Origin of the sequence: Dokdonia sp. PRO95, assembly GCF_000355805.1 — a bacterium.
Classification (GTDB): Bacteria; Bacteroidota; Bacteroidia; order Flavobacteriales; family Flavobacteriaceae; genus Dokdonia.
This window is the reverse complement of the sequence record NZ_CM001837.1, coordinates 770,963-796,512: the sequence shown is the minus strand read 5'-3', so window position 1 is coordinate 796,512 and position 25,550 is coordinate 770,963. Positions and strand designations below refer to the sequence as shown.

Below are 25,550 nucleotides of genomic sequence, written 5' to 3'. Positions count from 1 at the left end.
AAGGTGTATAATCTTGTTATGAGTTATTAACGAGGTCTTATTTACCTCCTAAAGAAGCACGATAATTATCTTCTTTTTCTAGGTTACGTTTTATTTTTTTGATGGCTGCTTCTATAGATCTTTCAGGTTCTATCACATTGTACTCACCCCAAAATTCTGGATCGCCAAAACCTAGATTTTCATCTGCCATGATTATTGATGGTGATATCTCTCCATCTTTACTAAAAGCATCTGCAGTGGTTACTTTCCAGTCTGTAACTGCCATCTCGCAAGAGAGTGTGTAAATAGATTTAAAAAGACGTCTTCTCTTTTTGACCTCAAAAGATAAATTTGCTTTTCCATAGCCGTAATACCATTTTCCATTTTTCTCTCTATAATCTACTTCATAAGAGATATCTCTTGCTTTCACTCGTACGCCGTTCGGCTTGCTTCTTACAAACATCTTGTTTACTTCAATTTCGTTTGTAAGATCTAGTGTAAATGTTGCTTTTTGTAATGCTAGTGATGTGGCGCTTACATACAATTGGCCGGCATATAAAGGACCCACGATGTTAGGTTTTGGCTCAAAACCTACAACTAGCACATCTTTACCGTTGAGCTCTGTAGGCGTTGCAAAACTAAAATGATAAGCATCCATCGTTTCTGGAGTGAAAATATATTCAGGATACTTCATTACATCTACATATAATGTACTAAAAGGCCCGCCTTGTAGCTTGAGTGCGATAGTATCAAGCTTAGCGTAATCTGTGCTCTTTCTTGATTTAAGTAAGCGTATTTGGTCCTCTTTGTTGCTTATGTATCCTTCTTTTTGAATAGAAACAACGGCCTCTGCCAGTGATGCATTTTTCTTTCTTTTTTTGATAGTCTCTCGATAAAATGCTGTCATCTTAAGCGGTTCACCTATGTAGTTTTCTCTCTTTTTATTAAAGACTTTTTTTACGAGTTCTTTAGCAGATTTGTACCCCACAACTTGCACTTCGCTTAGGTCTACGCTTTTTGGAGATAGGCGTATGTTTATATCATCGTCAACATTTGCAATATCTTGTATGCTGTTTTTATATCCTAAGGCTTCAATAAGTAGAGAAGGACTAGTTGTGGCTTCCATTATTTTTAAAGCAAAATCCCCTTCGGTATTTGATATGGTGCTTATGTTGGTTCCAACTAAAGTAATTGTTGCTCCGCTTATAGCTTGTTTAGTTTCGCGGTCATTTATAGATCCGTTAATGGTTGTGGTGGCAGTTTGAGCCAAGATTAGTATTGGAAAGAGCATAAGTATACATGCCCAAGTTAATTTGGTAAGCTTGTAAATAGTTTTCATAGCAATGAGTTTAAGTAAATTCTCAAGAAGTCTTTTTAACACTATAAGTTAATATATTTTTATGGCATATTTAAAATCCTGCTGTTAATTTATTAAAACTAAGAGGCTAAGATTTTAAGAATAAGGCACAATGAATGGGCACGCTTTCGCGAAAGCGTACTTCTAAAGTCGAAAAGAAAATGAATTATTTACACTAATGGATGTGGTTTTTAACCAATAATCATCCCTGCAATAGTTGCCGAAATTAATGAAGCTAGAGAGCCTCCAATTAATGCTTTTAATCCAAAACGAGATAGCTGTGTGCGCTGTCCAGGAGCTAGAGATCCAATACCGCCTATCTGTATACCAATAGATGCAAAGTTTGCAAAACCACAGAGCATGTAGGTTGCCATAATGATAGACTTCTCATTGTTGAGGTGAATAGCATTTGCAGTATTTTTAAGTTCTGCTAGCTGAATATACCCTACAAATTCACTGGCTGCTAGTTTAATTCCAAGTAGTTGTCCCATCATCGTGGTGTCTTCACTTGCAACACCTATGAGCCACATTAAAGGAGCAAAGATGGTTCCTAAGATAGCCTCTAAAGAAAGCTTAGGATATGCTGAGTTTGCTGCAATCCAATCGTTAATCGTAGTGATTTCACCTATCCAACCTAAAACTCCATTTGCCATTGCAATAAATGCAACAAATACAAGAAGCATTGCCCCAACGTTTACAGCAAGTCTAAGTCCTTCTGTAGTTCCATTTGCAATAGCGTCAAGAACGTTTGCACCTATTTTGTCATTAGATACACTTACGTCTGTATTTACTTCTTCAGTTTGAGGATATAGTATTTTTGATATTACAATAGCTCCTGGTGCAGCCATTACAGAGGCCGCGAGTAGGTGCTTTGCAAATACTAGGCGTAGAGCCTCGTCTTCACCACCTAGAAAGCCTATGTATGCTGCAAGGACAGCTCCGGCTACTGTTGCCATACCACCTATCATTACAAGCAGAATTTCTGACTTGTTCATTTTTTCTAGGTATGCTTTTATTAAAAGTGGTGCCTCAGTTTGTCCTAAGAAAATATTACCAGCAACACTTAAACTCTCTGCTCCAGAGATGCCTAATAACTTAGAAAGTAGCCATCCAAAGGCCTTAACCACCTTTTGAATAACCCCAAAGTAATACATAACTGATGTAAGTGCAGAGAAAAATATAATGGTAGGTAATACTTGAAAAGCAAAAATGTATCCAAAGGTAGAGGTGTCACTCACAAGACCTTGAAAAAGGAAATCACTACCGGCAAGCGTAAAGTTTAATATGGCGACAAATATACCTCCAATGAAATCAAATATTTTTTCTATAAAAGCTACCTTTAGAACACCGACAGCAATAACAAGCTGGAAGGCGAGACCTACGGCTACCGTTTTCCAGTTTATCGCTTTGCGATTACTACTAAATATAAAGGCAATTAGTATTAGGGAGAACATACCTAGTACTCCACGTCCAAAGCTTTCAAGAGAAAAACCCTGTGATGGAACTACATCCATAATCGCTTGAGGTGCCTCTTGCGCAAATACTGTAAATGAACTTAATAATACCAATAGGGTAAGTAGTAATCTGCGCATATAATAAATGGGTTAGTTGCGTTTTGAGATTTCATCTCTTAACTGGGCAGCTGTTTCATAGTCTTCGCTATTTACAGCTTGATCAAGTTTATTGTGTAAGTCTTGCAGTGATAACTTATTGTAATCACTATCACTAGAAGATGTCTCGTCTTCTAGTAAGATTTCATCCATTAGGATTTCGTCATCTTCTGTAAACTCCTCAGGGTTTGTATTTCCTTTCAAGAAAATCCCTGCTTTGTCTAAAATGTTTTTGTAAGTAAAAATAGGCGCTTGAAAACGTAATGCTAGCGATATAGCGTCACTAGTACGAGCATCAATTATTTCTTCAATGTTATCACGCTCGCATATAATGCTAGAGTAAAAAACGCCATCTACAAGCTTGTGTATAATTACTTGTTTAATAATGACATCAAAGCGATCTGCAAAGTTCTTAAACAAATCATGTGTGAGCGGTCGAGGTGGTTTAATCTCCTTTTCTAAAGCGATTGCAATAGATTGTGCCTCAAAGGCGCCTATAACTATAGGTAATTTACGCTCTCCTCCCTGCTCAGTTAGAATCAAAGCATATGCTCCATTCTGAGTTTGGCTGTAGGATATTCCTTTTATATTTAAACGCACTAAGCTCATAAGTTGCAAAAATAGGAAAAAGGCTGCATAAGTGAAGAAGTTTATCTCTCTAGAGTTGATGGTTTAAAAAATGCTGCTATCTATCAGATTTACAGTGTAAAAGGTGGTAAATAAAAATGAGCTTAAAGAAATATTTAAGCTCATTTTTTGTTTTAAAGAGTGATTGCTTAGCTATTTGCAGCCTTAAACGCTCTTAATTTTTCGTTAAGTTCTGGTACAACTTCAAAAGCATCACCTACGATACCATAATCTGCTGCTTTAAAGAAAGGAGCTTCTGGGTCGTTGTTGATTACTACTTTTACTTTTGAAGAGTTAATTCCTGCTAGGTGCTGTATTGCTCCAGAGATTCCTATAGCGATATACAAGTTAGACGCTACTGGCTTACCAGTTTGTCCTACGTGCTCACCGTGAGGTCTCCATCCTAGATCTGACACAGGCTTAGAACAAGCAGTTGCTGCTCCAAGGATATCTGCCATTTCTTCTATCATTCCCCAGTTTTCTGGTCCTTTAAGTCCGCGCCCTGCTGATACTACAACTTCTGCATCTGCGATAGCTACTTTATCTGTTGCTTTGTCTACAGATTGTACTTCTACACCAAAATCTCCTAATTCTGGAGAAAAATCTTCTGTTGCAGCTGCTCCAGAAGCTTCTTTAAGGCCGTAAGCGTTTTGCCCTAGTCCTACAATTTTAATTTCAGTAGAGATTTCCGTATTACTAAAAGCTTTGTTTGTAAATGCTGTACGCTTTACTGTAAATGGAGAAGCACTTTCTGGAAGTGATACTACATTTGATGCATATCCTGCATCTAGCGCTACTGCTAGAAGAGGAGCAAGGTACTTAGCATTTGCACTTTGAGTAAGAACTACCACTTGAGCACCTTCTGCCTTTGCAGCAGCTGCGATTCCTTTTGCATAAGCTGCAGCATTAAATGCATCTAGCTTTGCGTCTTTTATATTGAGAACTTTATCTACTCCATAAGTTCCTAATGGTGCAGTATCTCCACCATTTACGGCAACTGCAGTAACAGATGTTCCCATCATATCTGCAATTCCTTTTGCATAAGAAGCAACTTCTAATGATGCCTTCTTAAACACTCCGTTTTCTGATTCTGTATATACTAAAACTGACATATTTATAAGAATTTCCAAATAGCCGAACGCGAGGTTTTGCTTTTTGGGATTATTATTAGATTAAAAAGTCTCCTATCTTACGATAAGATAACTTAGATAGCTTTTGCTTCGTTATGTAACAGGTCGATTAGCTCATCTACTGTTTCTACAAGCTTAACAGCTCCTTTAGGTGCAGGTTTTTCAAAAGAAACTGTATTAGTTTCAGTCCCAGCTCCAGAAGGTTCTACCACGTTTAATGGTTTTTTACGAGCCATCATGATCCCTCTCATGTTAGGAATACGTAAGTCGCTTTCTTCTACAAGACCTTTTTGACCTCCTATTACTAGAGGAAGCGAAGTCTTTACTGTTTCTTTTCCACCATCTATTTCTCTAGTCGCTGTAGCAGTTGTGCCATCTATATCTAAAGAAATACACGTGTTTACAAAGTTTGCTCCTGTAATTCCAGCAAGCATTCCAGGTACCATACCACCGTTGTAGTCAATAGACTCACGTCCAGCAATAACTAGATCGTAACCTCCATCTTGAACAACTTTTGCAAGCTCCTTTGCAACTTGAAAACCGTCTTTTGCCTCAGCATTTACACGGATGGCAGTATCTGCCCCTATTGCAAGTGCTTTACGCAATGTAGGTTCTGTCTCTGGTCCTCCTACGTTAATTACGTCTACAGAGGCTCCTTGCTTTTCTTTAAACCACATAGCACGTGTCAATCCAAACTCATCGTTAGGGTTGATTACAAACTGAACACCGTTAGTGTCAAATTTTGTATCTCCGTCTGTGAAGTTAATTTTTGATGTCGTATCAGGTACGTGACTGATGCACACTAATATTTTCATAGAATTTATATTTTATATAAAGGTACGCTTTCGCGAAAGCGTAATCCTAAACTATTTCGTTTTCGTAACAAAAATAACATAAAAAAGTATAATTTACTGTGCGTGCATAGTAAAATTTTACAAAAATGTAATTTATTGAGGTTTTGGAATTGCTTATTTTTGTGATTGTTAAAGAAGACAATATTAATAAGGTAATTCTCTATGTTATGAGGAACCTTGATTAAATTTCCGCCGTAGCGGTTTATATATTATGAGAACAATCCAGTTTAGAGAAGCCATTTGTGAGGCAATGAGCGAAGAAATGCGCCGTGATCAGTCTGTTTATTTAATGGGTGAAGAGGTAGCAGAATATAATGGAGCTTATAAGGCGTCAAAGGGAATGCTAGACGAGTTTGGAGCAGATAGGGTTATTGATACTCCTATTGCAGAGCTTGGTTTTGGAGGAATAGGTGTAGGAAGCACAATGACAGGACTGCGTCCTATTGTTGAGTATATGACGTTTAACTTCTCACTGGTAGGTATTGATCAGATTATAAATAACGCTGCCAAAATTAGACAAATGTCTGGAGGACAGTTTCCATGTCCTATAGTTTTTCGTGGTCCTACGGGATCTGCAGGACAACTGGGGGCAACACACTCTCAAGCTTTTGAAAACTGGTTTGCAAACACACCAGGTCTTAAGGTGGTAGTACCTTCTAATCCTTATGATGCAAAAGGGCTTTTAAAAGCAGCAATACGTGATAACGACCCTGTAATTTTCATGGAGTCTGAGCAAATGTATGGTGATAAAGGAGAAGTGCCTGATGGAGAATATGTATTACCTATAGGTGTTGCAGATGTTAAGCGTGAAGGGAAAGATGTAACAATCGTTTCTTTTGGAAAAATTATTAAGGAAGCTTACAAAGCGGCAGATCAACTTGCAGAGGAAGGGATTTCTTGTGAGATTATTGATTTACGTACTGTAAGACCTTTAGATAAGGAAGCTATTTTTGAGTCTGTAAGAAAAACAAACAGACTTGTGATTCTTGAAGAGGCTTGGCCTTTTGGAAACGTTTCTACAGAAATCACATATCAAGTACAAGCGCATTGTTTTGATCACTTAGATGCTCCTATACAACGTATAAATACAGCAGATACACCTGCACCATACTCACCAGTATTACTTAAAGAGTGGTTGCCTAACAGCGACGACGTGGTAAATGCGGTTAGAAAGGTGATGTATAAATAATATTTTCGCGAAAGCGGAATAAGATTTAATCCCTTTCATAACTGGAAGGGATTTTTTAATTTATTTCACCTTTGAGTAAGGTTGTGATAAATGTACTGTCAAAGATTTGATGGTACATAGTTTTAACTAATGGTGTCCCCAATTAATAGGCTATCAACATAGATTGTTTAACATGAAGTATAATTTTTTTCTCATCATCGCTAGCATATTTTGCGTAGCAAATTTGTTTAGTCAAACTAAAGTGAGTGGTGAGATTTTTGACGCAGATGGTAACGGCTTACCTTTTGTAAATGTCATATTTGTAGGGTCTAATGAGGGTACTATAACTAATGAAGATGGGCGTTTTTATCTTGAGTCTGAACAAACATGGGATCAAGTGCGTTTTTCATTTATAGGTTTTTCAAACAAGGTGATAAACTTGAGTGAGAAGGTAAATTATGAGATGAAAGTAGTCTTAGAGGAAGAGGCAGGCTCGCTTGATGAGGTAGTCATATTTACTGGAAAAACAGATAAGAAGAATAACCCAGCGGTAGATATTCTTCGTAAAATATGGGCAAATAAACGCCAGAACGGATTAAAACAGTACAAGCAATATGCTTATGATAAGTATGAGAAGCTAGAGTTTGATCTTAATACGATTGATAGTGCGCTTATTAATAGCCGCATCTTTAGAGGGATGGAGTTCATCTTTGAGCAGACAGACACAAGCCGTATTACTGGAAAAACGTACCTGCCTATTTTTGTAAACGAGGCATTTTCAAAAGTATATGGGGATAATGAGATTAATAAGGAAAAGGAGATTCTAGAAGGTAATAAAAACAGTGGTTTTAGTGAGAATCAAACTATCATAGGTTTTGTAAAAAGTCTATATAGTGACTATGACATCTATGATAACTACCTACAGTTTTTTGACAAGAGTTTTACAAGTCCAATTTCTCGTACAGGTATCCAAACCTATAACTATGTACTTGCAGATAGCGCTTATATCAACAATAAGTGGTGTTATAACATTATCTACTACCCGAGACGTAAAAACGAACTTACCTTTAAAGGAGATTTCTGGGTTAATGACTCTACATGGGCCATTAAGGAAATCAATATGCAGCTTTCTAAAAGTGCAAATGTAAACTGGGTAAAAGAGATTTACATGGAGCAAGAATTTGATATCGTAAATGATAGCACCTTCTTACTTTCAAGAGATTACTTTTTATCTGATTTCGCTTTGCGCGAAAAAGAGGAGTCAAGAGGTATGTATGGTAAACGAACGACACTATACGATAATCACAACTTTGATAATAAGCTAGAAAAGGACTTTTATGACAGGCAGGTTTATAACTACGATAAGGACGTTTTTAATCGTAGTGATGCCTTCTGGCAAGAAAATAGAAAAGAGGCGCTTAGTAAAGATGAGCTAGGAGTTTATAAGATGCTTGACACCTTAAAAACGGTAAAGAAATTTAAAAATCTTTATAACCTCGGCTCCATTCTGGCATCTGGATACTATGAGATCCCAAGCCTTAACTTTGACTACGGGCCTATATTCTCAACCTTTGGGTTTAATGAGGTAGAGGGATTGCGTGTGCGCACGGGAGGAAGAACTTATTTCTCACAGAATGATCCATGGAGATTAGAAGGATTTCTAGCCTACGGATTTAAGGATAAAAAAGGAAAATTTGGAATCTCAGGAAAATGGCTGCTAGATAAAAAGAGTAGATTTATTGTCTCTGGTGGATATAGACAAGACGTTGAGCAAATAGGAGCGAGCCTTACAACCTCTAGAGACGTGCTAGGTAGAAATCTAGCATCATCCTCACTAGTAAATACAGCGACCAACGATAAACTTACCTCGATCAAGCTAGCAAATATTGCAGCCGAAGTAGAAGTAGTGCGTAACCTTCAAGTAAGGGCAGACTTCTCTCTGAGAACTTTAGAGTCGGCTTCGGAAACTTTTAGCCTAGACTATTTTACAGATGATACGCAAACTACGACCACAGGAGAGTTAAAACAAGCAGAAGTGGTTCTTACCACCATCTGGGAGCCAGGAAAGAAAACTTCAGGTTTTGGAGTAGAGCGTAGAGTGACTAATGAGTGGTTTCCTAGTTTTTATGCGAGTTATACACGTGGACTAGAAGGGACACTTGATAGCGACTTTGCATATGATAAGGTGCAATTTTCTGCTAGGAAGGCAATCCGTATAGGAGGTCTCGGTACATTAACAGCCTCTACAGAAATAGGTAAAACATTTGATGAGGTACCGCTAGCACTATTAAGTCCTGTGCCTGGTAACCAGTCGCTGTTTTCAATCTTCAATACCTTTAGCCAGCTTAACTTTTATGAGTTTACAACAGATGAGTATGCCTCACTACAGCTAGAACACAACTTTGGAGGCCGCATTTTTAATCGTATTCCATTACTCAAAAATTTGAATTTACGTGAGATAGTAAGCGTGCGTGGTGTGATAGGTAATATCTCTCAAGGTAACATTGACTTAAACCGCCCAGCGTTTGAGAGTTTACTATTTGAAGAAGGACAGCCTATTACAGCAATAACCCCGAGCATGGTAGCCCCATCTGTAGAGCCTTATTATGAGTATAGTGTAGGAGTGGGTAACATTTTTAAGGTGTTCCGTATTGACCTTAACTTTAGAGGAAATTATAATTCTGTTCCAGATGCAAGGAAGATAGGAGTTACGGGTAGTTTTGGGTTTTATTTTTAAGGAAGACTTATTGTAGGATAGCTTATTAGCTTTTTTAGAAGGGTGTTTTTTTAATCACCTAACCTAATCTTAATGCACCAATATTTGGCTAAATCGCTATTTCAGCGTATTTTTGCACGCCTTAATAAATATATTTTAAACTAAATAGTTGTTATGCAGTTGTTTAATAAAGTGTACACTAAGGATATTGTGAATTAATTGAGACATCTCTTATGTATCAAAATACATGAGATTTGAAATATAATATATTATGACAGCAGATAAAGTAACAACATTTGACGTATTAGTAGAGATTCCTAAGGGAAGCCGTAATAAGTATGAGTACGATTTTAAACTAAAGAGAATGCGTTACGATCGTATGATTTTCTCTTCTATGATGTACCCAGCAGATTATGGTTTTATTCCTGAAACTCTCGCGCTAGATGGTGATCCTCTTGATGTACTCGTATTAGTAACAGAGCCTACTTTTCCTGGTTGTGTAATTGAGGTGAAGCCTATTGGAGTATTCCATATGGCAGATGAGAAAGGTCCAGATGAAAAAGTAATCTGTGTGCCAGTAAGTGATCCTGCAGCAAGTAAACTTGCAGATTTATCTGATTGTAACCCGCATTTAATAAAAGAAATCGAGCACTTCTTCCAAGTATATAAGGATCTTGAAGAAAAGAAAGTAGACGTAGGTGGATGGGGAGATGTTAACGAAGCTAAGGCTATCATTCAGAAATGTATCGAGCGTTACGAAGAGTCTGATGTTCCTGCAGAAGAGGTGTCTATTAAATAATAGCACATATTCTAAAATAGATTAAATTACAAGAGAGCAGCCATCAGGCTGCTTTTTTTATGCTCTCTAGTCAAAGAACGGGGAAGTGCTTGTCATAGAATTTCTTAACAAACCTTTATTGTCACATTAATATACTTTAACCTTCATCTCAGGTACTTTTATAAAAAAATAAGATTATGATACTACCTAAGACTAAAGTACCTTCACTAGAAGTACCTTTAATAAATGATACTAACTGGAAATTAAGTGAGCAAAATGTAGAAAACTTTACGCTCGTGGTTTTTTATAGGGGATTACATTGTCCTGTCTGTAAAGCGCAACTAGAGGACCTAGCGTCACAACTAGATAAATTTACAGAGCGAGGAATTAATGTGATTGCGATAAGCGCAGACACAGAAAAGCGTGCTAAAATAGCAGGAGAAGACTGGGATATTCCATCACTTCCTATTGGTTATAATCTGTCTTTAGAAAAGGCTAGAGAGTACGGACTTTATATTTCTGAAGCTATTTCAGATAAGGAGCCAGACTTCTTTACAGAGCCTGGACTATTTTTAATTAAACCAGATGGTACACTTTTCTTTTCTTCAGTGCAATCGATGCCATTTGCGAGACCACAATTTGATGATCTTTTAGGAGGGATTGATTTTATTATGAAAAAAGATTACCCAGCTAGAGGAGAGGTAAAAGGAATTCCTCAAAATGCGTAAGAAATAGAGACATATCTCTACCAAAAAAAGTGCATTACTATAGTTGTGCACTTTTTTTATGAAGCTATTATTTTAACGCTTTCAGTTTACTCAAATTTATACTGAGCTTGCCGAAGTGCGAAAGCGTAATACTAACCAATACATCGTACAATGTTCTTTTCTAAAAAACAAGGTCCTATACAAATAGACGGGTACCAGTCTTATGGAACTAAAAATCACTTATACCTCATAGGGCGCGCTTTAGAGCACGAAGGAGTAGATCTAAAGAAAAAGGGTGTGCTTGCTGCTTTTAAAAATGCCTATAAACAGTTTGCTACAGATGAGCTGCGTCACACGAAACTCAAAGTGACTTTGCCAGATGGAGCTGTCTTTTATACCACCACAGATGCCGAAGGATATTTTAAATTAGATGAGCAGGTACACGGCTTAGATAAGATGACTAATAGTGAAGGCTGGCTCCAGCTTACAGTGAGCTTTGATGATGTAAAAAAGGATGTGGTGCTTATGGGAGAAAATAAGTTTGCTATAGAGATGCTAATTCCTTCAGAAAATGCTTCTTATGGAGTCATAAGTGATATAGATGATACGATATTACACACGGGAGTAGCGTCGCTTCTTAAGTGGAGGGTGATAGTAAATACACTTTTTAAAGATGTAGGGAGGCGCACATCGCTAGAGGGAGCTCCTTCTTTATATCAAAAACTACATAGAGGAACTTCTGGAGCAGATGCAAACCCAATGTTTTATGTGAGTAACAGCCCTTGGAATTTATATAACTACCTAGAATCTTTTGTGAGGAATCAAAATTTCCCGAAAGGGCCTATATTATTAAGAGATTTTAGAGGGCCTTTTGAGAAAACTCCAAAACCAGAAAAGCCGCACAAGCAGCACGAGATTAGAAATATATTAAACACCTATCCAGACTTAAAGTTTGTGCTTATAGGTGATAGTGGAGAGCACGATGTAGATATTTATCTAGAAGTAGCAAAGGAGTATCCAGAGCAAATACTAGCGGTATATCTGCGTAGTGTAAAACATAAGAAAAAGGTAATGCGTGTAAAAAGTGTACTTGCACAGTATGAGACCACGCCGGCAGTACTAGTAGAAAAGAGTTCCTTTGCAGAGGAGTACGCCAGATCTATAGGTCTTATAGCATAATCATAAAGCATAAAAAAAACGGCTACTTAATTAAGTAGCCGTTTTTATATGTTATCAAGTTGCTCTGTGACTACTGTCTTTCAAAACGAAATTCTTGATTTGTTGTAGATGTTCTATCTGTACTTACGTCTACATCCATAAATTCTATTCTCAACTGGCTGTTGTTAAATAAAGTCACATCACCTGTGTTACCACCGTCAAAAGTAATTGTTTGATCTGTATCGTTTACAGTATAACTACCTGTATCAGAATCGACAATAATTTCAGTTTCTTCTACTGGGTCGTTGTTTTCTAATTGAGTAGTTGTTGTTAAACGGTATTGGAAGCTAGTAGTGTAAGTTCCGTTTGCGTTAAAAACAATGTTTGATGATCCAAAGGTGTCACCTACCTCAGTGATAGTTGTCGTAGCCGTCCCTCCTGTTACTTGCTGTTCTATTACCTCCTCACTTTCAAAAAATGTGAAGTTATATGTTCCCTCAAGAAGTGCTGGAGTTAATGTAGGTCCCGCTGGTGTACCGTCATCATCATTACCACAAGAAATAGCCATTACAGAAATAGCAAGGACTAAAATAAATTTAAGATTTTTCATAATATTTGTTAGTTTTTCAAGGCGCAAAACTAGAGTATTTTATTCAATTAGAAAAGCTTTTTACAGATGTAAAAAGCTTCATTTGTGTTTGTAAATAACTGAAATTAAGTGGGTAATAATAAATTCTAGTTTCTAGAAAAGCCCATTTAACTCAGCATCTATTCTATTGATGATATCTCCTAAATCTTCTGGATTATCTACAAAGTCAAGATTATCTACATCTATAATAAGAAGCTTTCCTTTGTCATAACCGTGTATCCACGCCTCGTAGCGTTCATTAAGACGGCTTAGGTAGTCTATAGATATAGAGTTTTCATAGTCTCTGCCACGCTTGTGTATTTGCGATACAAGGTTTGGGATAGAGCTACGCAGGTAAATCATAAGGTCTGGTGCATCTACTACACTCTCCATAAGGTCAAAAAGCGACTTGTAGTTGTTGTAATCTCTATTAGTAAGCAATCCCATCGCGTGCAGGTTAGGCGCAAATATGAATGCGTCTTCATAGATAGTACGGTCTTGTATAATAGATTTATTGCTATCGCGTATCTCTAGTAATTGTCTAAAACGGCTATTTAAAAAGTAAATTTGCAGGTTAAAAGACCAGCGCTCCATCTCATTATAAAAATCATCTAGATAAGGGTTATCTACCACGTCTTCAAACTGTGGAGTCCACTTAAAATGTTTTGCGAGAAGTTTAGTCAGTGTCGTTTTACCGGCACCAATATTACCGGCGATGGCGATGTGCATAGTTAAGGTTGTTTAGCTAGTTTGAGACGGAAAGCAGTGAGCTTTTTATCACTGTAAATATAGAGACTTTCCCCTTTTAAAGAAAGCTGTTTTATAGATAAATCTAATGTTTCTATAACTCCTACAGCAGCAGTATCATTAGGTTTGTAATAGAGCTTCTTATCTGCATAAAGTATAAAAGCACCTTTGTCTTGTGACATAAGCTGGCTTTCAGGACTTTCTATCTTCTCTATAAAACTCCCATAATTATTGTAGTAAAAAACACCATCTTTAGTACTCACCCAGGCAAAATTAAAGTTGGTCATAAGCGCTGTGGCATTATGTGCCATAGGAGGAAACTGGGTAAGAACCTTTTGAGTGTTCCAGTCAAAAATTTCTAACTGTTGTAAATCTGTATTAAAAATCCAGAATCGCCTATCACTTGCCGTACGCACGTGGCTTACATTTCTAAAGTTTTCTATGGTAGAGAAGTTTACACGTGTGATTTCGTTAAGTGTGTTGTCAAGAATGACAGCTGTGTTTGAGCTTTCATAAAACAAGGTAATTCTAAGCGGGTTGAGCACATCTACCGAAGTTAACGCACCCAGTTGCAATGCCGAAAATTGATACTCATTTTGCACATCAGTCTTATATAATATATCACCTTTAATGTGGTATAGTGCATTAAAAGCATCTACAGCTATAAAGGTGTCTGTGTCTAGTGTGACCTCATTTATCTTCTCTAGGGAGTAGCTCTGGCTTGTAGCTGTGATAGAAGCAAGAAATAATAGTATGTAAATCAGTTTGTGCATTAGTAAGCAAAGTACAAAAATCTAGCCGTTATAGTTAATACCTTTGTAATGTGAGAAAAGAGATTAAAAATAGAGAAGACGTATATAAACTGGTTACCACTTTTTATGGTCGCATACGTAGTGATGTTTATCTGGGACCTATTTTCAATAAACACATTACAGACTGGCCACATCACTTTGAGCATCTCACAGATTTTTGGGAAGGGAACCTGTTTCAAAAGCGCATTTTTACAGGAAGACCTTTACAAGCTCACAAACGTGTAGATAGAGATGAGGGTTATACTATAAATGAGCAACACTTTGGCGTGTGGCTCAATCACTGGGTGCAAACGGTAGATGAATTATATGAAGGAGACCTTGCAGAGATGGCAAAGTTTAGAGCTCGTAAGATTGGAACTTTCTTTCTAGTAAATATGTTTCAGGCAAAACCAGGAGTGGAATAATTACGCTTTCGCGAAAGCGTAACACAGCAACTAATACTTTGCGTTAAATATAAATCTAGCACAGCAATTTATAACCATAGCCACGCACGTTTACAATCTCAACCTGAGGGTCGTCTTTGAGTTTCTTGCGAAGTTTTGTGATAAAGACATCCATACTACGTGCGTTGAAAAAATCATCATTGCCCCATAGCTTTTTTAAAATCAGGCTGCGGTCCAGCACTTGATTCTTATTTTTTACCAGATTAAAAAGAAGATGAGCTTCTCTATGTGTGAGACGGGTGACGTCATTATTGTAATGTAATTCTTGCCTCGGAAAGTCGAAGCTGTAGTTACCCACCTTAAGTACCTCTGACTTTTTTTGTTGTGCAGAGCGATTCAATAAGTTTTTAATACGCACGATGAGTTCTTCCATACTAAAGGGTTTCTTTAGGTAGTCATTACCACCTATGCTAAACCCCTCTACAACATCTGCTGGTTGAGACTTTGCTGTGAGAAATATAATGGGGATTTCATCATTTATAGCTCTTACTTCTTTGGCTAGAGTAAAACCATCCATCTTAGGCATCATTACATCGAGTACGAGTATGTCTGGAGTGTCTTGTTTAAATTTTTCAAAAGCAATCTCACCATCTGGACATAGTGTGACGGTGAAGTCCCTAGTCTCAAGACTCTCTTTTACAATCTGGCCTAGCGCAGGCTCATCTTCGGCGAGTAGTAGATTTATTTTAGACATAAGGCAGTGTGATTTTAAAAGTGGTGGGTTGGGTTTGTACCGTAATATTACCACTGTGTTTTTCTATAATGGTCTTTGTATAGTAGAGACCTATACCAAAACCTTTTACGTCGTGCTTATTTCCCTTTGGCACTCTGTAGAACTTATCAAAAATGTGTTGAGCTTGTTGTTTTGTAAGCTTGTTACCATCGTCTGCGATGGTGATTTGTATATTTTCTTTTGTGCTGTTAAGAGTTATTTTTATGGTATCTCCGCCATATTTTATGGCGTTATCTATAATATTATCTAGCGCGTTTTCTAGGTGAAAAACATCTATAGATGCGCTTATATTTCTGTCTTGGGTGGTAAAGGTTAGTGCCTTACCATTTGTGGTTTCTTGATGTGATTGTGTGATGTGCTCAAGTAGCTCAGCGAGGTTAGTCTCTTGTTTATTAAGTTCTAAAGCTTCGCTGTCTAGAGTGGCGGTCTCAAGTAGCTTCTCAACCATTGTGTTGAGTTTTGATACTTGCTGTGATGACATCTCAAGATACTTTTTTGTTATCTCTTTACTGTCTGCCTCATTAAAGTGTTGTATACTCTCTATAGCTACACCTATGGTGGCTATGGGTGTTTTAAACTCGTGGGTGATGTTGCTTATAAAGTCATTTTTAATCTCGGCAAGCTGCTTTTGCTCCTGTATGATTTTAAGGAGGTAGAGTAGGCTGGCTATTACAGCACCTACAAGTAGTAGGGAGAGGAGCATCCCTAGTAAATTACGTTGTAAAACGATACTGGCTACATTTTTAAAACCTACGGCTAGGCTACTCTTCTTAGGGAGCAAATTTGAGGTAGAGACGATAGCTAGATCGTGATTATTGAGTGTTTGTGTGGTATCACTTTCTGCTGCGTTGTAAGCAATAGTATATTGTGTGTTGTTGAGGTTTTTTCGCGTAAGCTCTAGGTTAATGAGGCTATCTAGGGTAGGCACGTTTATCTTATCATCTTTAAATGACAAAACAATACTAGTTGTAAGTTCTGTAAGTGCTTCAAGTCTATCTGGTAATGCTGTTTGTGAAGAGTCTGTTACCTGTTGTGAGGTAAGTAGGTTGTTTTTTATTCTTTTTGAGAGTACTTCTACTGCTTTTTCACTTTCGCCAAAAACTTTAAAAGTAGTATGAGCACTCGATGTAGGTATGTTGCGTTTAAACTCTTGAGCATATGTGGTGTCTACCTTAACAACACGGCTTGCAAAAATGCTGTCTAGTTCTGTTGGGCTTGCACCTTCCACTATAATGTTATCATCATTATTAGTCTCTTCTATTTTAATACTATTTATAGTAAGACCACTGTCTACACGCTTACCTAGATTCTGCATTTTATCTGATTTAAAAAATAAATCTAGATTTTGGTCATCTCCCAGAAATCCTATAGTGTTAGAAGCCGTGATGCCTTCATAATAAGCGCTTACAGCATTATCAATACTGGTTTGCATATCACGTTTGAGCTGTGCTTTTCCCACTTGATAATTTTTATAATTCCAATAAATCTGCACTGCGAGTGTGCATATTATGACGGCGCTTATAAAATACAATATGGTTTTATAATGTCTTTCTTGCATAGTTCAAATGTACTGGGTTAACTAGCTGTTACCAAATCGCTTAACACTCGTTAACGCTTGTTAACTCAAATAGCCATAGATGTTCTCCATATTTGTACTGTTCAATACAACAAACATTTTAAAATCAATCTATTATGAAAACAATTATCACAATCATTCTATCCTTACTAGTGAGTGTTTCTTTTGCTCAACAAAAAGAGTTGAAGCTCGAAGTGTCTCAAGAATTTAAAGAAGAACTAAAAGAGGCGCTCACAGTTCTTTCTGAAAAGCTTGAAGATGTAGAGAGCAATGAGTTCTTTTCAAAGTCAGATATAGTAAAATTACAGACTAAGATGGAAGAGGTAAGTCAGAAAATAAGTTACACTCTCGAAAAAGAAGATGTTACTCTGGACAGTCTCAATGCTAAGGTTACAAAAAAAATAAAATTTACCATAAATCTAGATGAGGATGATCAGGCCTCACTCGCCGGGCTCACTAAGAAGGACTTAAGTGACATTGAGAGAAAACTTTCAGAAGCGGCACGCATATTTGAAAAAAGCCCATCCTTTTTAGAACTAAAATCAAGGCTTGAAAAGCTAGAGCAACAAAATAAAAAGAATAACAAATAACATAAAAACTATGAAATCTATAACCAAAACTTTACTAGCGCTTGTGATGGTTTGCGCTTTCGCGAAAGCGTACTCACAACAAGTATCTGGAGTGGCAACTTACCAAACGCAGCGTCATATAGAAATGAAGATGGACAGCACCTCTGGTATTACTAGTGATATACAGAAGACCTTACAAGAGCAGCTACGCAAGCAGTTTCAAAAAGAATACACACTCACCTTTAATGGTAAAAAGTCTTTGTGGAAAGAAAACACAACATTAGACAAGCCACAAGCGCCTTCAAGTAACGGGATACAAATTCAAGTATCTACTAGTAATGATGAGCTGTTTAATAATATAGAAGAGCAAAGCTTTACAAATAAGACCAATTTAATGGGAAAAGACTTCCTTATAGAAGACAGCTTAAAAAAGCCTGAGTGGAAACTTGAGAAAGAGATTAAAAATATAGGGCAATACACCTGTTTTAAAGCGACACTTACAGAAGAGAAGGAGACTATTAATATGGTTAATGGAGAAGAAACTGCCCCAACAAAAGAAACAAAAGTCACAACAGCCTGGTACACGCTAGACATACCTGTGCAGCAAGGGCCAGATCGTTTCTGGGGATTGCCAGGACTTATACTCGAGGTAAATGACGGTAAGATGGCTATGATGTGTACAAAGGTAGTGCTCAATCCAAGCGAAAAACTTAACATAATACCACCTACAAAAGGTAAAAAAGTAAGTGCAGATGAGTATGAAGAAATTTCTACCGCAAAAGCAAAAGAGATGATGGAGCGTTACCAAACTAAAGGTAAAAAGGGAGGTAATCACATCAGTATTGAGATACAGGGATAAATAATTTTTAACCCGTATTAAACTATTAGCTAGCTTTATAGTCTAAAGTTTTAAACACAGATGATATGAGTAAAGCTACCTTTTCTTTTTTAATGATTTGCACATTCCTTTTTTCGGCAGTGGTTACTGCGCAGGAGATTACTGGGATGGCTACTTACCAGAGCAAACGCACGGTAGATATGTCTAATTTTGGACGTCGTGGTCAGCAAATGAGCGAAGCTCAGAAAAAGCAAATGATGGAGCGTATGAAGCGCTTCTTAGAAAAAGAATATACACTAAGCTTTACAAAAGATGAGTCTTTTTATAAGGAAGAGGCAAAGTTGGAAACTCCAGGGCAAGGTGGAGGAGGCCGTGGTTTTGGCGGTGGTTTTACACAAGGAGGTATTTATTCTAACCGTGCAAGTAATGACTATGCACGTGAGAATGATATGATGGGTAAAACTTTTCTTGTAAAAGACACCTTAAATAACCTTAACTGGGAGCTTGTAAAAGAAAGTAAGATGATAGGGCAGTATCCCGTTTTTAAGGCAGTTGCAACGCGCAGCCTTGAGACCAACCTGTGGTCTAGAATGGGGAGAAGAGCAAGAGAGTTGCAAGAAAAAAATGACTCTATTAAAAAGGCTGGAGGAACCGTTGCCGAAGAGGAGCCTAAGACTGAAGAAATCGTAGCTTGGTACACACCTATGATTCCTGCAAGTCACGGCCCAGACGAGTTTGGCGGGTTACCAGGTTTAATACTAGAGTTAAGCACAAGTAATACCACTATTTTATGCACAAAGGTGGTGTTAAACCCAAAAGAGCCTGTAACTATTGAGGCTCCTGTAAAAGGTAAGGAAGTAAGCCGCGAGGAGTACACAAAAATCCTTGAAGAAAAAGGAAAAGAAATGGCAGAGCGTTTTGGCAGAGGAGGAAGACGTGGTCAAGGCGGTGGCAGATTTTAGAAAAGCTATCATCGCTTTCAGTTTGCTGTAGTCTATACAAAGCCTGCCGAAGTACGAAAGCGTAGGACTAACATTCATAATTATTTTATACACGACGACCCTTAATTGCGGGACGTTGCGGTGTAAAAAAACAACCAATCCAAAGATGAAAAATACCCAACTTCTTTTGGCAGTGCTGCTTGCATTGCCCAGCATTATTTTTGCCCAAAGTATGACACTCAAAGGTGTGGTTAAAGACAGCATAGGGAACCCGCTTGAGTTAGCAAATATTATTGCTACAAACAAAGCTGAAGGTACCCTAGAGTCTTACGGTATTACAGATCAATCTGGTAGATATAAGCTGGATCTTGCTACGGGTGTTACTTACGATCTTAAAGTAAGTTACTTGGGATTACAGTCTATACTAGAAGAGTTTACACCTGCCCAAGATGCAGATGAGGTAGTTAAAGATTTTGTACTTAAAGAGGATCCAAATCAGCTTGATAATGTAGAGCTTGTCTATGAGATGCCGGTTACTATAAAAGGCGATACCATTGTTTATAATACAGACAGTTTTACAAATGGTACAGAACGCAAGCTAGGCGATGTACTTAAAAAATTACCGGGTGTTGAGGTAAATGATGATGGTGAGATTGAGGTAGAAGGACAGGTCGTAAGCAAAGTGATGATAGAAGGGAAGGAGTTTTTTGACGGAGACTCTAAGCTAGCAACAAAAAATATACCTGCAGATGCACTCAAAAAAGTAGAAGTACTTAAAAATTATAATGAAGTAGACCAGATGCGAGGTTTGGGTAATGACCAAGATAATGTCGCGATAAACTTAAGACTTAAAGAAGGAAAGACTAATTTTTGGTTTGGTGATGTGACTGCCGGTCTAGGAGATGGTGAGAAGACGCGCTATCTGGGTAAGGCAAAACTGTTTTATTACAGCCCTAAGGGGAGTATTAATGTTATATCTAACTTTAATAATACGGGAGATGTTCCTTTTACTTTTCGTGATTATTTCAACTTTACAGGCGGTTTTAGAGGTTTTAATAGACGAGGTGGTACTGGATTTAATGTAAGCGATAGCGGTTTAGGCTTTTTGACTACTCAAAATAATAGAGCAAATGAGATTGAGTCTAATTTTGTAGCAGCAAATTTCACCTATGCAGCCTCACCTAAGTGGGACCTTAGCGGCTTTGCGCTACTAAGCGATAATAAAACCAACTTTGTAAATAACTCTCTCAACACATTTATCAATCAAGGGTTTACTCAAGGTTTTAATGAAGTGACAGACCAGCGCAACCAGCTGGGTATGGCAAAACTAAGCTCAAAATTTAAGCCTAATGCGAGCCTGCAGGTAGATTATGATGTACTGCTTAAAAAGTCAAAACAAACAGAATTTTCTGATGGCGCAAGTATTATTACGCAAGATGGAGAGACCACAACAGATATTGTAGACCAGAATAAGGAAAATGAACCATTTTCTATAAATCAAAATGCAAACGTTTATTATACGCTAGATGAGAATAACATATTCTCTGGTACCTTCCAGCATTTATATCAGGATGAAAATCCATTTTATAGTGCGTTATTATCTCAAGAGCCTTTTACGTCTCCTAACCCAGATGATCCTGATAATCCTTTTGAGGCCATAGATTTTACAGCAGGAGCAGACGGGCTTTTTGATATTAATCAAAATAAAAGCGTCATCTCAAACAAGCTTGACGCAAAGATAGATTACTACTATGTTCTTAATAATAAAAGTAATCTCAACTTTACACTAGGAACCACTTTGAGTCGTCAAGACTTTAATTCTAATTTATTTGAAATTTTAGAAAATGGTAGCAGTCAAGATCTCAACGAGACAGAAGATGGTACACCTATAGGTAATGATGTGCGTTTTAATTTTAGCGATGTGTTTTTAGGTCTTCATTATAAAATAAAGACTGGCATATTTACAATCACACCAGGGCTTACAGTACATAATTATACTACTAAAAGTACACAACTAGGGAGCACAACAGAAGATAGTGAGTGGATGGTACTACCAGATTTATATACTGTAGTGGAGTTTTCTCAAGGTAAAAGCTTGCGTTTTAATTACCAGATGACTGCCCAGTATACAGACGTAAATAACTTTGCCGAAGGCTTGTTGTTTAATAACTACAACAGCCTCTTTAGAGGTAATCGAGATATAGAAAATGCCATCTATCACGACGTGAGTTTAAATTATTTTAGCTTCAGTATGTTCAACTTTACGAGTCTTTTTGGGGGTGTTAATTATAGCCGTCGTGTAGATCCTATTAAGACAGCCGGTGACTTTATAGGTATAAACAGAATATCAAGGCCTGTAAATAATACAAATTTTGCAGACCAGACGTTAAGTGCAAATGCGCGCTTCTCAAAACGTTTTAAAAAGTGGAAATTTAATGCAAGCGCAAGAGGTAGCTACAGTGATCTTAATAACATTGTAAATACAGAAGACCGTAATACAAAAAACTTAACCCAAAACTATACAACGAGTGCAGAGACTAATTTTAAAGAAGGTCCCAATTTTGAAATAGGTTATAACTTTACGAGCACAAACTCAGATAATGGGGTGACAGATAGAACCTTCTTTACAAATAGACCATTTGCAAATGCAGAGTGGAGTTTTGGTAAAGGATTTACAATTGCTGCAGACTGGAGCTTGTATAACTATGACGATAATGACGATAGTACTGAGATAGAAAATAGATATTCTTTCTTAGAAGCAAATCTGTACTATAAAAAACCAGAAAGTAAGTGGGAGTTTAGAATACAGGCCACAAACTTGCTAGATGTAGATGTGATAAGTACAAATAGTGTAAATGATTTTACCATCTCAAATACAGAGTATTTTGTGCAGCCTCGTATTGTAATGTTCACAGTACAGTATAGTTTGTAGTATATCTACAAGAAACACTTTTTAAAAGCGACTTCATTCTTTATGAGGTCGCTTTTACTTTTTTTAATTACTTTAGAAAAATGATACAAGAAACTTATGATAAAACACGGGTAATCAACTTTTCAGACGCTGTATTTTCTATTGTAATGACACTTCTCATTCTCGAGGTGGGTGTCCCTACTATAAGTGAGATTAATACAAAACCTTTCAAAAGTGTTCTATCTGCTAGAATACCAGATTTTATTGGGCTTTTTGTGAGTTTTATGGTTAGTGCGCTCTACTGGATGGGTCACATAAAATTAATGCGTTACGTAAATGTGATTTCAGGTAAATTACTTTGGATAAACATCTTTTTTCTACTCGCTATCGTCGTATTACCATTCTCAACTGCGATGTATATAAATGGTTTTGACCAAGCTGGTCCTTTCATATTTTATTGTATTAATCTTAGTGTGATAGGGTTTTTTAATATAGTGATGTTGCGATATGTGTATCACTCAGAAAAGCAACTCTCGGGTTTTACTAGGTTACGATATCGTTGGTACAGAGCTAGGGGTCTTAATGTGATGATTATTTGGGTAATTGCTGGTCTTATAGCAAGCTCTATGCCTAGCCTCTCACGTTTTATATTTTTACTTCTTTTTGTTGTTCAATTTCTTATTGATCGTCGTTTTAAGAAGAAAATGACACTTGCCGAGTAGTGTTAAAAATGTGGTAAGTATAAGGTTTACGCTTTCGCGAAAGCGTAACTTTAAAGAAAAAAGCTATGAAATATCTCTTAGCCTTACTGATCACAACTACTATGAACACGACACCGCTCTCTTTTGATTTTGGAACTACTTGCAATACTTGTGATGACTGGTTTGTCGTGCTTGATGGTGTGATGGGAGGATTATCTACGGGTAGTATTGAGCAAACTAAGGAAAGTATCATCTTTCGCGGAAGCGTAAGTCTGGAGAATAATGGTGGTTTTGCATCATTGAGAACTCCTTACCAGTCGTATGATTTGTCGGGTTATACGACCGTGACTGTGCGATATAAATCCACAGGGCAAGATTTTGGGCTCACGCTCAATAAGTATAAAAGATTCTGGAGACCGAATTATAAAATAAACCTACCCATCACTCAAGGGGAGTGGAAAACCGTCACCTATAATCTCGCAGATTTTGGCACCTACAGACTGGGGCAACCTCTGGAAGGGCAGCCCGATAAAGAAGATCTTGCAGAGATTATACGTCTCGGACTGATCTCAAATACAAAAGCCGCAACAGATTTTGAGATAGAAGTAGATAAAATCATATTTGAGTAACTACATTTCTGTCATTTTGAGCCTGCCGAGAAATCACATCACATTGAGCGCATATGAGTGATAACATACAAAACAAAAAAAGGGAGCCACTAGGCTCCCTTTTTTACTATCTATACGGATAGATTATAGGTTAAAAGCTTTTTTTACTTCCTCTACATAATCTAGTTTTTCCCAAGTAAAGAGTTCTACTTCAACTTCCTTTTTCTTACCGTCAAAGCTTTCAAAAGTTTTTGTCACCACTTCGTTTGTACGTCCCATATGTCCATATGCTGCAGTCTCGCTGTATATAGGAGAGCGCAGTTTTAATCTGCTTTCTATTGCAGCTGGTCTCATATCAAAAAGTTCGGTCACCTTTTGAGCAATCTCACCATCAGATAGCGACACATTTGATGAGCCGTAGGTATCTACAAAGATTCCCATAGGCTCAACAACACCTATTGCATAAGATACTTGTACAAGTATCTCATCTGCTACTCCGGCAGCTACTAAGTTTTTTGCAATGTGACGCGTTGCATAAGCTGCAGAGCGGTCTACCTTTGATGGGTCTTTTCCAGAAAAAGCACCACCACCGTGAGCTCCTTTACCACCGTACGTATCTACTATAATTTTACGACCTGTAAGACCTGTGTCTCCGTGAGGTCCACCTATCACAAACTTGCCCGTTGGGTTGATGTGATACTTAATATCATCATTAAAGAGCGCAGCGATATTTTCTGGTAGCATTCCTACTACGCGCGGTATAAGAATGTCTTGTATGTCACCACGTATGCGGCCTAGCATTGCCTCATCTTCATCAAAGTCGTCGTGTTGTGTAGACACCACAATAGCTTCAATGCGTTGCGGCACATTATCATCACTATACTCAATAGTAACTTGTGCTTTGGCATCTGGACGTAGGTAGGTAATCTCATCATCCTCACGGCGTAGTTTACCTAGTTCAATGAGTAGTCTATGTGATAGCTCGAGAGCTAGTGGCATATAGTTTTCAGTTTCCTTAGTCGCATAGCCAAACATCATACCTTGGTCTCCTGCACCTTGCTCTTCTTTGCTCTCGCGGTCTACACCACGATTTATATCGTCAGACTGCTCGTGTATGGCAGACAGTACACCACAAGAGTTACCGTCAAACATATACTCCCCCTTTGTGTATCCTATTTTATTAATAGTCTCACGGGCAATTTTTTGAACATCTAGGTATGCATTAGACTTTACTTCTCCTGCAAGAACTACCTGCCCAGTTGTAACTAGGGTCTCGCAAGCAACTTTAGACTGCGTGTCAAAAGCAAGAAAGTTATCGATAAGTGCGTCAGAAATCTGATCTGCAATTTTATCAGGGTGTCCTTCAGAAACAGATTCTGAGGTAAATAAATAAGCCATTTTTTAATTTTTTGTCAAGAAGTAGATTTGACGAGTGCTGGGTAGAAACATAACACAAGAAATGTTAAAGTCTTGTGTTTGATTTTAGCCATTTTTTTTTGAGGTTGCAAGCAGTCAAATCTGTCCTCGTTATTATGGGGACAAAAGTAAAGAAACTTTAATGATATAAATAATCTATTACCCTACCAATCTGGTAGGGTAATGTTATTTTTTTGTGAAAATTTTCTAAGACCTATTTTCTGCTTTTATGGAGGTATTAGAAAAATAGTTTTTTATATAGATTAAATACAGTTTAATTTTTGTCTAAATGAATTTAACATAACTTTATTTAGAAAATTATTCTAAAAAGTTTGTTTTTCTAAAATTGTTTTTACAATATTTGTGCTCACAAAGTTCAACAACTTATTGAAATGTTATCAAGAAAGGCTGAGGGAATGACCCTATGAAGCCTTAGCAACCCTTTCACTTAGAAAGAAGGTGCTACATTCTACCCAAGAGTCGCTCATTACCGAATCTTGAGGATAGATAACATCGAGCAGTACCGCTCAGGTACGTGCTTAT

23 protein-coding genes and 1 riboswitch are annotated in these 25,550 nt (G+C 37.4%); of the genes, 12 read left to right on the top strand and 11 right to left on the bottom strand.

What is annotated here, in order from left to right; genetic code table 11:
• Positions 1 to 37: 37 nt before the first annotated feature.
• From D017_RS03440 to D017_RS03420, 5 genes are all read right to left on the bottom strand, one after another.
• A complete protein-coding gene (locus tag D017_RS03440; RefSeq protein WP_035337918.1) occupies positions 38 to 1,318 on the bottom strand; it encodes a carboxypeptidase-like regulatory domain-containing protein in 1,281 nt (426 codons plus the stop codon).
• A 209-nt stretch (positions 1,319 to 1,527) separates the two neighbouring features.
• On the bottom strand, positions 1,528 to 2,928 hold the full coding sequence (locus D017_RS03435) for a nucleoside transporter C-terminal domain-containing protein (RefSeq protein ID WP_035334665.1): 1,401 nt from the start codon (positions 2,926 to 2,928) through the stop codon (positions 1,528 to 1,530).
• A gap of 12 nt (positions 2,929 to 2,940) precedes the next feature.
• Positions 2,941 to 3,555 carry a bifunctional nuclease family protein gene (locus D017_RS03430; protein ID WP_035337916.1) on the bottom strand — a complete coding sequence of 205 codons (615 nt, stop codon included), beginning with the start codon at positions 3,553 to 3,555 and terminating at the stop codon, positions 2,941 to 2,943.
• Between the two features lie 167 nt (positions 3,556 to 3,722).
• Complete coding sequence (locus tag D017_RS03425) at positions 3,723 to 4,685, bottom strand: electron transfer flavoprotein subunit alpha/FixB family protein (RefSeq protein WP_035334664.1); 963 nt, start codon at positions 4,683 to 4,685, stop codon at positions 3,723 to 3,725.
• Between the two features lie 92 nt (positions 4,686 to 4,777).
• Positions 4,778 to 5,518: an electron transfer flavoprotein subunit beta/FixA family protein gene (locus D017_RS03420; protein WP_035334663.1), complete on the bottom strand. Its 741-nt coding sequence runs from the start codon at positions 5,516 to 5,518 to the stop codon at positions 4,778 to 4,780.
• A gap of 250 nt (positions 5,519 to 5,768) precedes the next feature.
• Here D017_RS03420 and D017_RS03415 point away from each other — a divergent pair, with 250 nt between their 5' ends.
• The 5 genes from D017_RS03415 to D017_RS03395 all read left to right on the top strand — a co-directional run bounded on the left by D017_RS03415 (position 5,769) and on the right by D017_RS03395 (position 12,105).
• Positions 5,769 to 6,746 carry a pyruvate dehydrogenase complex E1 component subunit beta gene (locus tag D017_RS03415; RefSeq protein ID WP_035334662.1) on the top strand — a complete coding sequence of 326 codons (978 nt, stop codon included), beginning with the start codon at positions 5,769 to 5,771 and terminating at the stop codon, positions 6,744 to 6,746.
• Between the two features lie 172 nt (positions 6,747 to 6,918).
• Complete coding sequence (locus tag D017_RS03410; RefSeq protein WP_035334661.1) at positions 6,919 to 9,462, top strand: DUF5686 and carboxypeptidase-like regulatory domain-containing protein; 2,544 nt, start codon at positions 6,919 to 6,921, stop codon at positions 9,460 to 9,462.
• A gap of 250 nt (positions 9,463 to 9,712) precedes the next feature.
• Positions 9,713 to 10,240, top strand: coding sequence for an inorganic diphosphatase (locus D017_RS03405; protein ID WP_035334660.1), 528 nt, complete (start codon positions 9,713 to 9,715; stop codon positions 10,238 to 10,240).
• A 176-nt stretch (positions 10,241 to 10,416) separates the two neighbouring features.
• The gene (locus D017_RS03400; RefSeq protein WP_035334659.1) at positions 10,417 to 10,947 is read left to right on the top strand and encodes a peroxiredoxin-like family protein; all 531 of its coding nucleotides are present in this window, start codon (positions 10,417 to 10,419) and stop codon (positions 10,945 to 10,947) included.
• A gap of 150 nt (positions 10,948 to 11,097) precedes the next feature.
• On the top strand, positions 11,098 to 12,105 hold the full coding sequence (locus D017_RS03395; protein ID WP_035334658.1) for a phosphatase domain-containing protein: 1,008 nt from the start codon (positions 11,098 to 11,100) through the stop codon (positions 12,103 to 12,105).
• Between the two features lie 70 nt (positions 12,106 to 12,175).
• Here the strand turns inward: D017_RS03395 and D017_RS03390 are convergent, their stop codons facing one another.
• From D017_RS03390 to D017_RS03380, 3 genes are all read right to left on the bottom strand, one after another.
• Complete coding sequence (locus D017_RS03390) at positions 12,176 to 12,694, bottom strand: hypothetical protein (RefSeq protein ID WP_035334657.1); 519 nt, start codon at positions 12,692 to 12,694, stop codon at positions 12,176 to 12,178.
• A 132-nt stretch (positions 12,695 to 12,826) separates the two neighbouring features.
• Positions 12,827 to 13,441 (bottom strand): deoxynucleoside kinase, encoded by a 615-nt coding sequence (locus D017_RS03385; protein ID WP_021778044.1) that lies wholly within the window; start codon positions 13,439 to 13,441, stop codon positions 12,827 to 12,829.
• A gap of 2 nt (positions 13,442 to 13,443) precedes the next feature.
• Complete coding sequence (locus D017_RS03380) at positions 13,444 to 14,232, bottom strand: hypothetical protein (RefSeq protein WP_051583788.1); 789 nt, start codon at positions 14,230 to 14,232, stop codon at positions 13,444 to 13,446.
• Between the two features lie 50 nt (positions 14,233 to 14,282).
• On the opposite strand from D017_RS03380, the gene D017_RS03375 reads away from it, so the two are divergent.
• Positions 14,283 to 14,675, top strand: coding sequence for a group III truncated hemoglobin (locus D017_RS03375; RefSeq protein WP_035334656.1), 393 nt, complete (start codon positions 14,283 to 14,285; stop codon positions 14,673 to 14,675).
• Between the two features lie 55 nt (positions 14,676 to 14,730).
• Here D017_RS03375 and D017_RS03370 read toward each other — a convergent pair whose 3' ends face one another.
• Entirely contained in the window at positions 14,731 to 15,408 is a 678-nt protein-coding gene (locus D017_RS03370; RefSeq protein ID WP_035334655.1) for a response regulator transcription factor, read from the bottom strand.
• Positions 15,401 to 17,005 (bottom strand): HAMP domain-containing sensor histidine kinase, encoded by a 1,605-nt coding sequence (locus D017_RS03365; RefSeq protein ID WP_035334654.1) that lies wholly within the window; start codon positions 17,003 to 17,005, stop codon positions 15,401 to 15,403. The genes D017_RS03370 and D017_RS03365 overlap by 8 nt, the downstream gene beginning before the upstream one ends.
• A gap of 134 nt (positions 17,006 to 17,139) precedes the next feature.
• On the opposite strand from D017_RS03365, the gene D017_RS03360 reads away from it, so the two are divergent.
• From D017_RS03360 to D017_RS03335, 6 genes are all read left to right on the top strand, one after another.
• Positions 17,140 to 17,613, top strand: coding sequence for a hypothetical protein (locus tag D017_RS03360; RefSeq protein WP_035334653.1), 474 nt, complete (start codon positions 17,140 to 17,142; stop codon positions 17,611 to 17,613).
• A 10-nt stretch (positions 17,614 to 17,623) separates the two neighbouring features.
• A complete protein-coding gene (locus tag D017_RS03355; protein ID WP_035334652.1) occupies positions 17,624 to 18,451 on the top strand; it encodes a GLPGLI family protein in 828 nt (275 codons plus the stop codon).
• Between the two features lie 65 nt (positions 18,452 to 18,516).
• Positions 18,517 to 19,392, top strand: coding sequence for a GLPGLI family protein (locus D017_RS03350; protein WP_035334651.1), 876 nt, complete (start codon positions 18,517 to 18,519; stop codon positions 19,390 to 19,392).
• A gap of 145 nt (positions 19,393 to 19,537) precedes the next feature.
• Positions 19,538 to 22,303, top strand: a complete 2,766-nt coding sequence (locus D017_RS03345) for a carboxypeptidase regulatory-like domain-containing protein (RefSeq protein ID WP_035334650.1) — start codon at positions 19,538 to 19,540, stop codon at positions 22,301 to 22,303.
• Positions 22,304 to 22,383: 80 nt separating this feature from the next.
• On the top strand, positions 22,384 to 23,004 hold the full coding sequence (locus D017_RS03340) for a TMEM175 family protein (protein WP_035334649.1): 621 nt from the start codon (positions 22,384 to 22,386) through the stop codon (positions 23,002 to 23,004).
• A 65-nt stretch (positions 23,005 to 23,069) separates the two neighbouring features.
• On the top strand, positions 23,070 to 23,612 hold the full coding sequence (locus tag D017_RS03335) for a CIA30 family protein (RefSeq protein ID WP_035334648.1): 543 nt from the start codon (positions 23,070 to 23,072) through the stop codon (positions 23,610 to 23,612).
• 123 nt (positions 23,613 to 23,735) lie between these two features.
• Here the strand turns inward: D017_RS03335 and metK are convergent, their stop codons facing one another.
• Positions 23,736 to 24,989, bottom strand: a complete 1,254-nt coding sequence (metK, locus tag D017_RS03330; protein ID WP_035334647.1) for a methionine adenosyltransferase — start codon at positions 24,987 to 24,989, stop codon at positions 23,736 to 23,738.
• 410 nt (positions 24,990 to 25,399) lie between these two features.
• Positions 25,400 to 25,521, top strand: a riboswitch (SAM riboswitch).
• Positions 25,522 to 25,550 lie beyond the last annotated feature (29 nt).

Excerpts from the sequence above, each read along its gene's own strand:
- D017_RS03405 (WP_035334660.1), top strand. The coding sequence starts at position 9,713 with ATGACAGCAGATAAAGTAACAACATTTGACGTATTAGTAGAGATTCCT.
- D017_RS03365 (WP_035334654.1), bottom strand. The coding sequence starts at position 17,005 with ATGCAAGAAAGACATTATAAAACCATATTGTATTTTATAAGCGCCGTC.
- D017_RS03430 (WP_035337916.1), bottom strand. The coding sequence starts at position 3,555 with ATGAGCTTAGTGCGTTTAAATATAAAAGGAATATCCTACAGCCAAACT.
- D017_RS03345 (WP_035334650.1), top strand. The coding sequence starts at position 19,538 with ATGAAAAATACCCAACTTCTTTTGGCAGTGCTGCTTGCATTGCCCAGC.
- D017_RS03420 (WP_035334663.1), bottom strand. The coding sequence starts at position 5,518 with ATGAAAATATTAGTGTGCATCAGTCACGTACCTGATACGACATCAAAA.
- D017_RS03335 (WP_035334648.1), top strand. The coding sequence starts at position 23,070 with ATGAAATATCTCTTAGCCTTACTGATCACAACTACTATGAACACGACA.
- D017_RS03350 (WP_035334651.1), top strand. The coding sequence starts at position 18,517 with ATGAGTAAAGCTACCTTTTCTTTTTTAATGATTTGCACATTCCTTTTT.
- D017_RS03410 (WP_035334661.1), top strand. The coding sequence starts at position 6,919 with ATGAAGTATAATTTTTTTCTCATCATCGCTAGCATATTTTGCGTAGCA.
- D017_RS03380 (WP_051583788.1), bottom strand. The coding sequence starts at position 14,232 with ATGCACAAACTGATTTACATACTATTATTTCTTGCTTCTATCACAGCT.
- D017_RS03390 (WP_035334657.1), bottom strand. The coding sequence starts at position 12,694 with ATGAAAAATCTTAAATTTATTTTAGTCCTTGCTATTTCTGTAATGGCT.
- D017_RS03400 (WP_035334659.1), top strand. The coding sequence starts at position 10,417 with ATGATACTACCTAAGACTAAAGTACCTTCACTAGAAGTACCTTTAATA.
- metK (WP_035334647.1), bottom strand. The coding sequence starts at position 24,989 with ATGGCTTATTTATTTACCTCAGAATCTGTTTCTGAAGGACACCCTGAT.
- D017_RS03435 (WP_035334665.1), bottom strand. The coding sequence starts at position 2,928 with ATGCGCAGATTACTACTTACCCTATTGGTATTATTAAGTTCATTTACA.
- D017_RS03370 (WP_035334655.1), bottom strand. The coding sequence starts at position 15,408 with ATGTCTAAAATAAATCTACTACTCGCCGAAGATGAGCCTGCGCTAGGC.
- D017_RS03425 (WP_035334664.1), bottom strand. The coding sequence starts at position 4,685 with ATGTCAGTTTTAGTATATACAGAATCAGAAAACGGAGTGTTTAAGAAG.
- D017_RS03415 (WP_035334662.1), top strand. The coding sequence starts at position 5,769 with ATGAGAACAATCCAGTTTAGAGAAGCCATTTGTGAGGCAATGAGCGAA.
- D017_RS03385 (WP_021778044.1), bottom strand. The coding sequence starts at position 13,441 with ATGCACATCGCCATCGCCGGTAATATTGGTGCCGGTAAAACGACACTG.
- D017_RS03340 (WP_035334649.1), top strand. The coding sequence starts at position 22,384 with ATGATACAAGAAACTTATGATAAAACACGGGTAATCAACTTTTCAGAC.
- D017_RS03355 (WP_035334652.1), top strand. The coding sequence starts at position 17,624 with ATGAAATCTATAACCAAAACTTTACTAGCGCTTGTGATGGTTTGCGCT.
- D017_RS03440 (WP_035337918.1), bottom strand. The coding sequence starts at position 1,318 with ATGAAAACTATTTACAAGCTTACCAAATTAACTTGGGCATGTATACTT.
- D017_RS03360 (WP_035334653.1), top strand. The coding sequence starts at position 17,140 with ATGAAAACAATTATCACAATCATTCTATCCTTACTAGTGAGTGTTTCT.
- D017_RS03395 (WP_035334658.1), top strand. The coding sequence starts at position 11,098 with ATGTTCTTTTCTAAAAAACAAGGTCCTATACAAATAGACGGGTACCAG.